Here is a 12,112-nt window from a genome sequence, read left to right as displayed (position 1 = left end):
CGCCCGTGAACCTGAGAACCCTGCTGCGCGAGGCCGTCACAGCCGCCCGTACCTCACCCGTGCCCTCCGCGCTCGTGCTGCTGGTGGTGGCCGCCATGTGCTTCGCCGCCGTCGCCACGGTGGGCCGGCAAGCCGCCACGGAGGCCGCTGTGGCCGCGGAGCTCTCCGGGCCGGCGGCGCGCGTGCTCACCGTGACGGACTCGGGAGGCACCGGATCCCTCACGGGTGCCACCGTCGCTACCCTCGCCGGTCTCGACACCGCTGAGGCGGCCCTGGCCCGTGACATCCCTGTGGACACGGTCAACAGCGCCATCGGCCCGGGCGGCACGCGTGTGGCGGTGACCCACCTGGTGGGCACCCTGGACCGTGGCATCGAGCTCACCCGCGGCCGTCTGCCCGGCCCCGGGGAGGTGGTGGTGCCCGAGGCGAAGCTAGCCGAGCTGGGCCTGGCCCAGCCCTCTGGGGCGTTCGAAGCCGCAGACGGACGCCAGTGGGCTGTGGTGGGCGCGTTCCAGGCGCGCACTCCGTTCGACGATCTCGACGGGTACGCGCTCGCCGTGCCCGCCACCCCGGCCTCCCTGGTGGTCCAGCAGGTCCGCGTCCTGGCCCCGGACACCGCCGGCACCCGCGCCATGCAGGATTCCGCCCTGGCTGTGATCGACCCCGACCCGCGCTCCTCGCAGGTGCAGCCCGCGCGGGCGCTGGCCGCCGGCAACGAGACGATCACCGGGGAACTGGCCGGGCTCGGCCGGTCCCTGCTGCTGCTCATCCTCGGGGCGGGCGCCTTCTTCGTGGCGATCGTGGTGCTCGCCGACGTGCTCATCCGTCGCCGTGACCTCGGCCGCCGCCGCACCCTGGGCATCGGCCGCGCGGACCTCGTGCTGCTCGTGGCGGCCCGCACCGCCGCCCCGGCGATGCTCGGGGCGGCGGTGGGCGCGGGGGCGGGGTACGGCGTCGTCATGGCGCAGGGGAGCGTTCTGGGGCTGGACTTCGTGGCGGGCGTGGCTGTCCTGGCAGTTCTCACCGCCGTGGTGGCGAGCCTGCTCCCGGCGGCCTTCGCGGCCTTCCGGGACCCGGTGCGGGTGATGCGCACCGCCTGACCCCTCCCGCGGTGGCGGTGGAGGGGGGAGGCGCCTGTTCCTCGCACCGGAGTGCTCGGGGAACCTCCCGTTTCTCGAACGGGAGCGGGTCCGGAACATCCCGTTTCGTCCACGGGAGCGTTCAGGCGCCGGGGGAAGCCCCCGTGGGGCTCAGCGGGTGTACGGCACGCGCTCCCAGGTCAGCAGCTCCTGCACCGGGTTCTTCCCCCTGCCCGCGGACTGCGGGGCCACGGAGAACCGGGTCCACTCGTTCGACGTCGCCGCACCCTCCACGGTGATGCGCTGCAGGTTCGCCACCGGCGCCACCCCGTACACGTCCAGCCACGGGGAGCCCGCGGCCAGCGGGGCGTCCGCGGTGTACACGTGGGAGTCGCCGTTGATCAGGTACACCGGCCCGTCGAACCCGGCGGAGAGCTCGGCGATCAGCCGCACGGTCTCCCGGTACGGCTGGAACCGCTCGGCCGTCTCAGCAGGCACCACACCGTCCTCCACCATGCCGGGGTGGAACATGTCGGCCTGCAGCATCAGCACCACGCCGCGGGCGTTCGTGCGCTTCGCGTCCGCGAAGGCCTCCCGCAGCATGAGGGCGTTGGCGGCGTCCCGCTCACGCACCTCGGCGATCTGCTCCGCCGTCGGCTCGGTCGGCCCGCGGGTAGAAGACGTCCCGGAAGGCCTGCAGGCGCTCGAGCGGGTCGTAGGAGCCGTTGTTGGCTCGGTGGCAGTCGGTCCAGTCGTTGTCACCGGGGGTGAGGATGAACGGCATGGTCAGCCGGTCGACCTCGGCGCGGATCATGCGGAAGTACTCGTCCGAGCACACGGCGGAGCCGGCCTTGATGTCGCCCACATGCGCGAGGAACTCGAGGTCGCGCTGCGCGGCGAGCTCGTCGATCATCCCGGGGAAGCGGGCCACCTGCGCGGCGCCGTAGGGGACGTCGCCGATCACGCCGAAGCTGAAGGCCTCGGCCTTCGCGGCACCCTTCCCGACGCCGGCGCTCGCCGGGGCGGTCGTGGTCGCCTGGGAGTGGGGTGCGGCATGGGCGGGCGGGGCGGCGAGGGCCGGGGTGGCCGCGCTGAGGGACAGGGTCAGGGCCGCAGCGGCGGCGAGGGGCAGGCGTGCGAGGCGGGCCATGGTCGCTCCAGGGGCGTGGGGTGCGCCGGGCGGATGCCCGGCGTCCCGACCTTAGGGAGGAGCGGTGACCCGAGAGCGGCGCCGGGGTGACGACGTCGTGAACGTCCTTCCCGTTTCTCGCACCGGAGCGCTCGGGGAAGCTCCCGTTTCTCGAACGGAAGCGCCTGGGAACCCTCCCGTTTCGTCCACGGGAGCGCCGGGGGTCAGGCGGCCATGAACTCCCACTGGTGACCGTCGGGGTCCACCACCTGGCGGGAGTACACGCCGGAGGCGTTCATGTCCTCGCGGAGCTCCACGGGCAGCTCGACCTCGGTGCCGCCGGCCTCCACGGCCCGGCGCAGCACCTCGTCCACGTGCTCGCGGCTACCGGCCGAGAGCTGCAGCAGCGCCGAGTTGGTGGTGATGCAGTCGGCGATCTCTCGGTCACCGAGGAAGTCGGTGTAGTAGCTCGGGCTCATGTACATCGCGTAGGTGGAGTCGGTGAGCTGCACGCACACCGAGTTCTCGTCGGAGAAGCGTTCGTCGATGTCAGCGCCGACGGCGCTCCAGAAGGTGCGGAGCCGGTCGACGTCCGTGGTGGGCAGGTTGATGTACACCGGCTGGGAGAACAGGGCCATGAGGAGCACCGTAGACCAGCCCCCGCCCCGGCTGCCACTGCCGCCCGGTTGCGCGTGAGGCACCTCTCACTGGGGCGGGGTCCGCGAGAGGCCGTGACCAGCCCCGTCGGTAGGGTGACGGCATGAGCGTTCCCCCCTCCGCCCCCCAGGACGACGCCGTGCCCTCCTCGGCCTCGGACCGGGCCCCGCAGGGCTGGCCCCCGCCGGGCTGGCCGACCCGCGCCGACCGTCGTGCCGCACGGAGGGGCCCCGACGCCCCGCCGGCGGGCACCCCCGTCGGGACCACCGTGCCAGCGGGCACCCCCGTCGGGACCATCCCGGCGGGCGCCCCCGCCGGGACCGCGCCGGCGAGCCCGCCGCCCGCAGGCTGGCCGCCGTCGGGCTGGCCGGGCCGCGCCGCCGCCCGCACCGCGCCGGACTGGACCCCGGGCCCCTTCCGCTGGGCCGACGCCCTCGTGGTGGTCGTGTACGTGGCGATCATGGTGGTGGGGCTGGGCCTGCTCCTGGCCTCCGCCCTGGGCCTGGTGCCCTCGGACCTGGACGCGTTCACGCCCGCGGATGAGTTCACGGTGAACGCCGTGGGCTACGCGATCCTCGTGGCGCTGGTGCTCGCCGTCGCCTGGCGTCCGCTGGTGACCTCCTTGCGTGTGTTCCGCACGGGCACCTGGTGGAAGCTGCTGCTCCTGCCGGGGCTGTGGTTCGCGTGCATCGTGGTGAACGTGGTGGTGCTCTCCCTGGTCGGTGAGGCCCAGACCAGCGCCAACCAGGCCGCCCTGGAGGAGATGACCACCCAGGTCCCGGCGGTGGGCATGGCGCTGCTCACCGTGGTGGGCGCGCCCCTGGTGGAGGAGTACCTGTTCCGGCACCTGCTGGTGGGCAAGCTCTCCCGGCACATGAACGTGTGGGTGTGCGCGGTGCTGTCCGTGATGGCGTTCACGCTGCTGCACTTCCTCGGCACCGGCTTCCGGTTCGACCCGGTGGAGATGGTCCCGTACCTCACGCTCGCGGTGGCGATCACGGTGTCCTACGTGCTCCTGGGCCGTTCCCTGGCGTGGGCGGTGGCCCTGCACATGGTGAACAACGGCATCGCGATCCTCGTGATCTACCTGGTGCGGCCGCTGCTGGAGGACTCCGGCCCGCAGCCGGTGACCCCGGCGGTGCTGCTGCCCGCGCTCGAGTCCGGTGCCCGCGCGCTGGGCCTGGTCGCCTGAGCGTGGCACGGCGGTTCTCAGGCCCGACGCCGGCCCCGGCCCCAGGCCCGACGCCGGCCCCCGCCTCGGGCCGCGCCCTGGCCGGCCGGGTGCTGGGCTTGGCGGTCCCGGCGTTCGGGGCGCTCGTGGCCGAGCCGCTGTTCCTCATGGCGGACACCGCGATCGTGGGGCACCTCGGCACGGCCGAGCTGGCCGGCGTCGGGGTGGGCACCACGGTGCTGCACACGGTCACGGGCCTGATGGTGTTCCTGGCCTATGCGACCACGCCGGCCGTCGCCCGCCTCGTCGGCGCCGGGGACCTGCCGGCCGCCCTGGCCCGCGGCCGGGACGGGGTGTGGCTGGGACTGCTGCTCGGGGCGGGGCTGGGCTTGCTCGGCTGGGCGGCGGCCCCCGGCCTGGTGGGGTTGCTGGGCGCCGGGGGCGAGGTCCACGCGCACGCCGTCGCCTACCTGCGGTGGTCCATGCCGGGGCTGCCGGCGCTGCTGGCGGTGCTCGCCGCCACCGGCATCCTGCGGGGCCTGCAGGACACCGTGACCCCGCTCGTGGTGGCCGGGGTGGGGTTCGCGGTGAACATCGTGCTGAACCTGGTGCTGGTGTACGGGGCCGGCATGGGCGTGGCCGGGTCCGCGCTGGGCACCTCGCTGGTGCAGTGGGGCATGCTGGCTGCCTATCTGGCCGTCCTGGCGCCCCGCTTCCGAGGCGCGGGCACCGGCATGGCGCCGCGGGCCTCGGGGATGCGGGCCACCGCGCAGGTGGGTTCCTGGCTGCTGCTGCGCACCGCGAGCCTGCGGATGGCGATCCTGCTGACCGTGGTGGCGGCCACGGGGCTGGGGGAGCTGACCCTGGCCGCCCACCAGCTGGTGTTCACCCTGTTCTCCACCCTGGCCTTCGCCCTGGACGCCCTCGCGATCGCCGCGCAGGCGCTGATCGGCGCGGAGCTCGGCGCGGCCCGGCCCGCCCAGGCCCGGCGCCTGACGGACCTGATGGTGCGGTGGGGGTTGGGCTTCGGGGTGCTCACGGGGGCGCTGCTGGGGGTGTCCACGCTGTGGCTGCCGGCCCTGTTCACCCCGGACCCGGCCGTGCAGGCGGCCGCCGCGGCGGGGCTGGGGATGCTGGCGCTCGCCCAGCCGCTGGCCGGGTACGTGTTCGTGCTCGACGGCGTGCTCATCGGCGCCGGCGACGCCCGGTACCTGGCGCTGGCCGGCGTCGTGAACCTGGCGGTGTACGCGCCCGCCCTGTGGCTGTTGGCCCAGACGGCCGGCGGGGGGCTCGGCCGGGGCGGGGCCGTGGCGCCTCCCGCCCAGGTGGCCCTGCTGTGGGTGGGGTTCGCGGGGGTGTACCTGGGGATGCGGGCGCTCACCCTGGGGCTGCGCGCCCGCGGGGACGCCTGGATGCGCCTGGGCTGAGCCGGCCGCCTGGGGCTGGGGCCGGCCGGCGTCGTCCGGCCCCGGGCGGCCATACTGAGGGCCCTCCCGGGCACCCCACCTAGACTGGGGCGGTGCCCACCGTGAAGACCCCCCTCGCCGTGTCCTCTGAGGTGTTCAAGCCCATCCTCATCCGCGCCGTCGTCGCGCTGATCTTCGGCCTGACCACCGTGTTCGTCGCCGAGCCCGGACTGCTCTGGATGAAGGTCGCACTGGCCCTGTACCTGGTGTTCTCCGGCTCCGCGATGTGGGAGTACCTGCGCCGGGACCCCGTGCCCGAGGCCATGCGCGCACCGTTGTCCATGGCAGCGGCCGCCTGGATGCTCGGTGTGGCGGTGCTGCTGTTCCTGGGCTCGCCGGCCGCGGTGGGCGCCGCGGCGGCCGTGGCCCTCGTGGCCGGCGGTGCCGCCGAGCTCACGGCGTGGGCCCGGCACCGGCAGGAGTTCATCCCCGCCCGGGACCAGCTGTGGACGGGCCTGGTGGGCCTGGGCTCGGGCCTGGGCCTGGCCCTGGGGGCGCTGCAGGGGCTGGACCCGCACGGCCAGCTGGGGATCGTCGGCGGTGGTGCGCTGATCGTGGGCGTGCTGCTGGCCGTCTCCGGGCTGGGCTTCCACCATGAGGTCCGGCGGGACCGCGGCTCGGCCCGGGGCCTGTGACGGCGGCGGCGTAGACTGGGCGCGCCCGGCACCCCGGGCCCGTGGTCCGGCGTCGTGCCGGCCCGCCCCGACCTCCCGCAGTCCCCGTCAGGAGCCGCACCGTGAGCGCACAGACCCCCCGTCCCGCCGACGACCACGCCGGCCGCGGCAGCCGTGGCGGCCTGCGCGAGACCGTGAAGGGCCCGCTGGTGTTCTCCGCCGTGCTCGGCCTGGTGGGCGGCGTGGTGGCCGCGATCACCGCCTCCGGAGGCACCTCCCGGCCGTTGCGCGTGGACATCGGGCTCATCGCCTTCGGCGTGTTCTTCATGGTCTCGCTGGTGGTGGTGGCCATGTTGCAGCTGGCCGCCCGTGAGAACCCCGAGCACCTCTCGCAGGGCTCCGGCACGAACCGCTCCTCCGAGGAAGCGTTCCAGCGCCGCCAGGCCGAGCTGCGCGCCCAGCAGGCCCGCAACACCCGCGACGGCGGAGCCCCCTCCGCCTGATCGGCCCCTTCCGCTGCGGCTCACCCGCCTCAGCCCGCCCGACTCGGCTCACCCGCCGCCTCCCCCTCCTGAGGCAGACAGAACGACAGTCGCCTTCGCCTCCCGTCCACACGGGAGGCGAAGGCGACTGTCGTTCTGGGAGGGACCGGCCACGTGGCCGGTCCCGGCTCTGAGGGAAGGACCGGCCGGGGCAGTGCCGGCCGGGTCCGTCCGGTCAGAGGTTCAGGCTGGCGGCGGTGGCGCGCAGGGCCTCGGCGGAGGCGTGCAGGCGGGCGATCTCGGCCTCGTCGAGGCGGGGGGTCAGCACCTGGGTGACGCCGTTGGCGCCCACGATGGAGGGCAGGGACAGGGCGACGTCGTTCAGGCCGAGGACGCCGGACTGCACCGTGGAGACCGGCAGGACGACCTGCTGGTCCTTCAGGATGGCCTCGATCAGGCGGGCGGCGGACACGCCGATGCCGTAGTTGGTGGCACCCTTGCCGTTGATGACCTCGTAGGCGGCGTTCATCACACCGTGCTCGATCTTCTTGAGCGCATCCTCGGTGAACATCGGGTTCTCGGCGGACGGCCACTCGCGCACCGGGGTCGGGCCGATCAGGCCGGAGCTCCAGGCGGCGAACTCGGAGTCGCCGTGCTCGCCGAGGATCTGGGCGTTCACGGAGGAGGGGTGCACGCCGGCGGCGGTGGCGATCGCGTACTGCAGGCGGGCGGTGTCCAGCAGGGTGCCGGAGCCGATCACGCGGTGGGCCGGCAGGCCGGTGATGCGCTGCGCGACGTAGGTGAGCACGTCCACCGGGTTGGTGACGAGCACGAGCAGGGCGTCGGGGGCGACGGCCTGGATCTGCGGCAGCAGGGCGGAGAGGATCCGCACGTTGCTCCCGGCCAGTTCCAGGCGGGTCTGGCCGGGCTTCTGGGCGGCGCCGGCGGTGATCACGACCACCTCGGAGTCGGCGAGCACGGCCGGGTCGTCGCCGCCGGTGATGACGGAGGTGGGGGCGAAGGGGGCGCCGTGGGAGATGTCGGCGACCTCAGCGTTGACCTTGGCGGTGGCGATGTCGTACAGGGCGACCTCGTCGGCCACGCCGCGCAGCATGGTGGCGTAGCAGACGGCGCTGCCCACGGCGCCGGCGCCGACAACGCCGACCTTGTGACGACGGGTGGTGGTGGGGGCGGAAGACTGTTCAGTAGTCATGACCTCAGCGTAGGGTGCCTGCCCGCCTCCGGCCGGACCGTTCCGCAGGGTTACGTGCGCGTCCTGCCAGGCCTGCGCCGCAGCCTCACTTCTTCCCCTTGCCCTTCTTCTTGTGCTTCTTCCGGTCCTTGTCGCCCGGGGCGGCCTTCTTCGCCTTCTTCCCGTTCCTCGGCTCCTTCCCGGACGACGCCGACTCCGCGGCCTCGGCGGGGGCGGCCCCTGCCAGGCGGGCCCGGTAGGAGCGCACGTGGGTGCGGTTGGCGCAGTTGGCGGCGTCGCAGAAGCGCTTGGAGCGGTTGCGGGAGGCGTCCACGAGGGTGTTCTCGCAGTCCTCGCCAGCGCAGACACGCAGGCGGGCCAGCTCGCCCTGCACGGCGGTGTCGGCCAGGGCGAGGGCGGCCAGGGCGGTGAGGCGCTCGACGGCGTCCGCGGGGGTCTCGGCCGCGGCGAACGCCGTGCCGTCCTCAGCCTCGACCACCCGCAGCGGGCCCACCTCGGCGAGCAGGGTGTTCACGGCGGTCAGTGCGGTGGGCGCGTCGACGGCGGCCAGGGCCCAGATCTGCGTGAGCCGGGCGCGCAGGTCCCTGCCTCGGGTCAGGGCTGTGGCCGCCACCCGCAGGCGGCCCTCCTCCTCCAGGAGGGCGGGGACGAGTGAGGGCAGCTGCACGCCGGCCGTGAACTGCTCGTCGGCGGGCTGGCCGCCGCGCATCCCGGGAGCGGTGTCCAGGAAGGCCGAGACGGCGGAGAGGTGGCCGAGGGTGCGGGGGGAGAGCATGGAGGAAGCCTACGGGCGGGGGCGTGCCGGCGGCAGGGGGCATCGTGCCCTGGGCGGTTGCTCTACATGAGACGAACTGTGAAGTGCATGAGCAGCAGGACGTGATACTGTGCTTTCTCGTTGGTTTGTATTTTCCATCACCGAGGATCATCGCTCATGTCTCTTTCCAGGAAGAACGACCGCATGTCCTCGTGGCGGACGAATGGGGGATGCTGAGTTTCGCCCCCTGATTTCGTCTCTCCATTCACAACCCTTCTATCGTTAGGGATACAGTGTCTGATCCGGCCATCCATGTTCAGGACGTCAGTCTGCGCTTCTCCAGTGGCTCTGAGGCGGTGACAGCCCTGGATGGGGTGTCCGTGGCCTTCGGCCATGGTGAGTTTGTCGCTGTGATGGGTGCCTCGGGCTCTGGCAAGACGTCCATGTTGCACGTCATCGCTGGGCTTGAGGTGCCGGATTCGGGGGTCGTCCGGGTCGCGGACGCGGACCTGGCCGGCCTCGGGGCCAACGCTCGGGCCGATGTGCGTCTCCATGAGATCGGCCTCGTGTTCCAGGACGACAACCTCCTGCCCATGCTCACGGCTCAGGAGAACGTCGCTCTGCCGCTGAGGGCGCGCGGATGGACGGCCGCCCAGGCCGCCGAGGAGGCGGACGCCTGGCTTGGGCGCGTGGGGTTGGCCGGCATGGAGGGCCGTCGGCCGGTGGAGCTCTCCGGCGGCCAGCGCCAGCGGGTGGGCATTGCCCGTGCCGTGGCGGGCGGCCGACGCATCCTCCTGGCCGACGAGCCCACCGGCGCTCTCGACTCCGTCACCACCCGCGAGATCCTCTCCCTGCTCCGGGCGCTCGCCGATGACGGTGTCTGCGTGGTGGTCGTCACCCACGACGACGTCGTGCGCGACTATGCCGATCACGTGTGGACCATGAGCGACGGTCGGCTGAGTGGCGGAACCGACACCTCCGCGTCTGCCCTGACCACCGGGAGCCACGCATGAACGGGCGTCGGCTCACCTCGCAGACGGGCCGCTCCACGGCAGGCATTGCATCCCTCCTGCCCGTGTTCCTCCGCACCCGAGGCTCGTGGTGGACGGCCCTGGCCTCTGCCACCGCCGCCGCCCTGATGGTCCTGCTCCATGCCGTCACCCAGAGCTACTCCCTGGGCCCAGAACAGCAGAGGGATCAACTCCTGGGCGGTTTTGAATATGCGAGTCAGAACGTCGTCGAACTCCCCCTCGGCGCCGGGCTCGATCAGCCCGCGCTGACCTCCGCCCTCCACGATGCCGGTGCCGAGGACGTCGGGGTCGGCCTCACGGTGCGCGATCTCGGAGAGGCGAAAGAAGTCTCCCTCCCCCCGGTCTACTATCACGAGCGAGACATGACGGCGACCCCCGTGGGTGCGGTGGACCTCGTCAGCGGTGTGGCCCCCCAGCACCCAGGCCAGGCGTGTGCGTCCCCAGCCCTGGCCGAACGCCTCGGTGACCGCACGCGGATCTCCTTCTACGACGGTGCGCTGTCCCTGGAGATCACCTGCACTGCCTCCGAGGACTACCAACGTGACGGCATCACCGTCTTCCCCGCTCCGGGAACATGGGCCGGTGCCGGCCAGGACCTCTCCTCCGAAGCACTCCACCGTTTGGGCGTCTCCGCCTCCGCCAGCGTGTATTGGTCCCGGGGCGACCAGGAACAGGTCTACTCGGCACTCGTGGGGGCTCTTGAGGCCGACCCCGTGGTGGGGCAAGGAGAGGTCGCAATCGAGGATCCGCTCTCTGCCGCAGAATTGCTCGAGATGCCCCGCGGTTTCAACGTGTCCTCCAACCTGTGGATCTTCCTGCTCCCGTTGCTCCTTGTCCCCACACTGACCGCCGCCATCACCTCCTGGGGAGGCAGCCGCCTGCTCGTCCGCTCGGTGGGAACCCTCACGGCGTTGGGCGTGCGCCCCAACCGCACCCACCGTCTGGTGATGCTGTTGCCCTTGTGCCTGAGCGTCCTCGGCGCCCTGGCCGGTACAGCGGCGGGAGCACTGCTCGGGCTGGGGCTCCGTGCGGTCCTCGCAGGCCTTCTGCCGGCCCCTCTCGGACCGTGGGTGGGGTTGCCCACCGTCGCAGCGATCATCATGGGAACGAGCGTGCTCGGGGTCATGCTCGGCACGGGGCTCGCCCTGCTGCGGCTCAGCCCCCGTACGCGGGCAGACCTCGCCTGGGCTCGGCGGTCTCGGGTGCCGTGGCCCTCGACCGCACTGCTGATCGGCCTCATCGTCCTCTGCCTCGCCGCCGCCGCCTGGATCCTCCAGGACGGACTGCGGGGAACCCAGATCGGCACGAGCAGCTCGCTGATAGGAGTCGCCGTCGTCCTCCTCGTCCCCCTCGCCCTCGGGCTCCGTTCCCACCGGGGCCTCACCCAGCGTCCCGCTGCCCTGCTCCGCACCCGGATGATCACCTCAGCCGGCGGCGCTTGGCTGATCATGCTGCTGTTCGGTCTTCAGGCCGTGCTCACCACGAGTCTTGTGACGAGAACAACCAGTGCGGCCGAAACGTTCAACAGCTCGCTCGTGTCCACCGTCCCGGAGGATCAGGCCCGTGTCGATGTACTCAACATCGGTGACCAGGCTGTGGCGGAGAGCATCGTGGAGGATGTCCGGGACGCCCTGGGCGCCACGGGGGACTTCGCCTTCTTCCAGGTGGAGGCCTCCACCACCCAGCAAGACGGTCCGATCGTGGTGGTCTCCTCCGCGCAGCAGGCCGCCGATGTGATGGGTCTCGGCGAACTGCCGACCCCGGCCGTGGACGCCCTGAACCGGGGTGGGGCACTGCGCAGCCAGGAGGCTTCGAGCGGCCCGCTGACCGTGCTGGATCCGGAGGCGGAAAGCCTGGGACAGGACCAGACCCTCATCGATCTCCCCGTCACCACGGTGGAAGGAATGCAGGGCAGCCTCGTGAACGGGGGCGCCGTGATCCTCGCCGACACCGCCCGCTCTGCCGATCTGCCGCTCACCCTGGAGATCGCCCACGTGTTCCCTCGGCTCAACGCTGACCAACGGACCGCGGCGGCAGACCTGCCCGAACGCCTGGGCTTCAACCCTGAGTGGATGGACCTGCCCAAGCCTCAGGACACCTTCGCCGTCCCCGAGGGCATCCTCTGGGGCGCTGGCGCCCTGGCCGCACTGGGGGTGGCCCTCGCCCTCATCTATGGTGTCCAGGCCGGGGCGGCCGGGCGCAGCATCCTCGCCGGCGCCCAGGCCATGGGTCTGCGCAGCTCGTGGGTGCGTTCGGTCCTGGCCGGTCAGATCGCATGGGTCGTCGTCGCTCCGACCGTGGCCGGACTCGCGGGCAGTGCACTGAGCGTGCTGGCCGTGGCGCGGCTGAAGGACCTCCCGGTCGATCTGCACATCCCCTGGCCCCTGGTGGGCATCATGGGGGCAGGCACCACACTGGCCTTCATCGGGGCAGTGCTCCTGGCGCTGAGAGGTCTCGACGCTCGGGATCGCTTGGAGTGAGCCCTGTGCGCCCGGTCTTCACACCTTCGTGTGTCC

Annotated in this window: 12 protein-coding genes; 7 read left to right on the top strand and 5 right to left on the bottom strand. The window is 72.6% G+C overall.

Annotation, left to right across the window (positions count from 1 at the left end):
- The first annotated feature begins 5 nt into the window (after window positions 1-5).
- Window positions 6-1,100 carry a permease gene (locus tag SPI96_RS03890; protein WP_321081056.1) on the top strand — a complete coding sequence of 365 codons (1,095 nt, stop codon included), beginning with the start codon at window positions 6-8 and terminating at the stop codon, window positions 1,098-1,100.
- 150 nt (window positions 1,101-1,250) lie between these two features.
- Here SPI96_RS03890 and SPI96_RS03885 read toward each other — a convergent pair whose 3' ends face one another.
- The 3 genes from SPI96_RS03885 to SPI96_RS03875 all read right to left on the bottom strand — a co-directional run bounded on the left by SPI96_RS03885 (window position 1,251) and on the right by SPI96_RS03875 (window position 2,846).
- Window positions 1,251-1,712, bottom strand: a complete 462-nt coding sequence (locus SPI96_RS03885; RefSeq protein WP_321081055.1) for a hypothetical protein — start codon at window positions 1,710-1,712, stop codon at window positions 1,251-1,253.
- Window positions 1,705-2,229, bottom strand: coding sequence for a hypothetical protein (locus tag SPI96_RS03880; RefSeq protein ID WP_321081054.1), 525 nt, complete (start codon window positions 2,227-2,229; stop codon window positions 1,705-1,707). The genes SPI96_RS03885 and SPI96_RS03880 overlap by 8 nt, the downstream gene beginning before the upstream one ends.
- Window positions 2,230-2,432: 203 nt before the next feature.
- Window positions 2,433-2,846 carry a VOC family protein gene (locus tag SPI96_RS03875; RefSeq protein WP_321081053.1) on the bottom strand — a complete coding sequence of 138 codons (414 nt, stop codon included), beginning with the start codon at window positions 2,844-2,846 and terminating at the stop codon, window positions 2,433-2,435.
- Window positions 2,847-2,968: 122 nt separating this feature from the next.
- Here SPI96_RS03875 and SPI96_RS03870 point away from each other — a divergent pair, with 122 nt between their 5' ends.
- The 4 genes from SPI96_RS03870 (at window position 2,969) to SPI96_RS03855 (ending at window position 6,619) form a co-directional block, all read left to right on the top strand.
- Window positions 2,969-4,057: a lysostaphin resistance A-like protein gene (locus SPI96_RS03870; RefSeq protein WP_321081052.1), complete on the top strand. Its 1,089-nt coding sequence runs from the start codon at window positions 2,969-2,971 to the stop codon at window positions 4,055-4,057.
- Window positions 4,058-4,059: 2 nt separating this feature from the next.
- Window positions 4,060-5,463 (top strand): MATE family efflux transporter, encoded by a 1,404-nt coding sequence (locus tag SPI96_RS03865; protein ID WP_414601899.1) that lies wholly within the window; start codon window positions 4,060-4,062, stop codon window positions 5,461-5,463.
- Window positions 5,464-5,555: 92 nt separating this feature from the next.
- Window positions 5,556-6,137 (top strand): hypothetical protein, encoded by a 582-nt coding sequence (locus tag SPI96_RS03860; protein WP_321081051.1) that lies wholly within the window; start codon window positions 5,556-5,558, stop codon window positions 6,135-6,137.
- 101 nt (window positions 6,138-6,238) lie between these two features.
- Entirely contained in the window at window positions 6,239-6,619 is a 381-nt protein-coding gene (locus SPI96_RS03855) for a hypothetical protein (RefSeq protein ID WP_321081050.1), read from the top strand.
- Between the two features lie 214 nt (window positions 6,620-6,833).
- Here the strand turns inward: SPI96_RS03855 and SPI96_RS03850 are convergent, their stop codons facing one another.
- Entirely contained in the window at window positions 6,834-7,811 is a 978-nt protein-coding gene (locus tag SPI96_RS03850; RefSeq protein WP_321081049.1) for an L-lactate dehydrogenase, read from the bottom strand.
- Window positions 7,812-7,896: 85 nt separating this feature from the next.
- Entirely contained in the window at window positions 7,897-8,586 is a 690-nt protein-coding gene (locus SPI96_RS03845; RefSeq protein WP_321081048.1) for a CGNR zinc finger domain-containing protein, read from the bottom strand.
- A gap of 272 nt (window positions 8,587-8,858) precedes the next feature.
- Here SPI96_RS03845 and SPI96_RS03840 point away from each other — a divergent pair, with 272 nt between their 5' ends.
- The gene (locus SPI96_RS03840) at window positions 8,859-9,578 is read left to right on the top strand and encodes an ABC transporter ATP-binding protein (protein ID WP_321081047.1); all 720 of its coding nucleotides are present in this window, start codon (window positions 8,859-8,861) and stop codon (window positions 9,576-9,578) included.
- Window positions 9,575-12,076, top strand: a complete 2,502-nt coding sequence (locus SPI96_RS03835; protein ID WP_321081046.1) for a hypothetical protein — start codon at window positions 9,575-9,577, stop codon at window positions 12,074-12,076. The genes SPI96_RS03840 and SPI96_RS03835 overlap by 4 nt, the downstream gene beginning before the upstream one ends.
- The last annotated feature ends 36 nt before the right edge of the window (window positions 12,077-12,112 follow it).

The organism is Micrococcus sp., from assembly GCF_034179925.1.
Lineage (GTDB): Bacteria > Actinomycetota > Actinomycetes > Actinomycetales > Micrococcaceae > Micrococcus.
The sequence above is the reverse complement of the archived record's forward strand: the minus strand, read 5'-3'. Positions and strand labels throughout refer to the sequence as shown.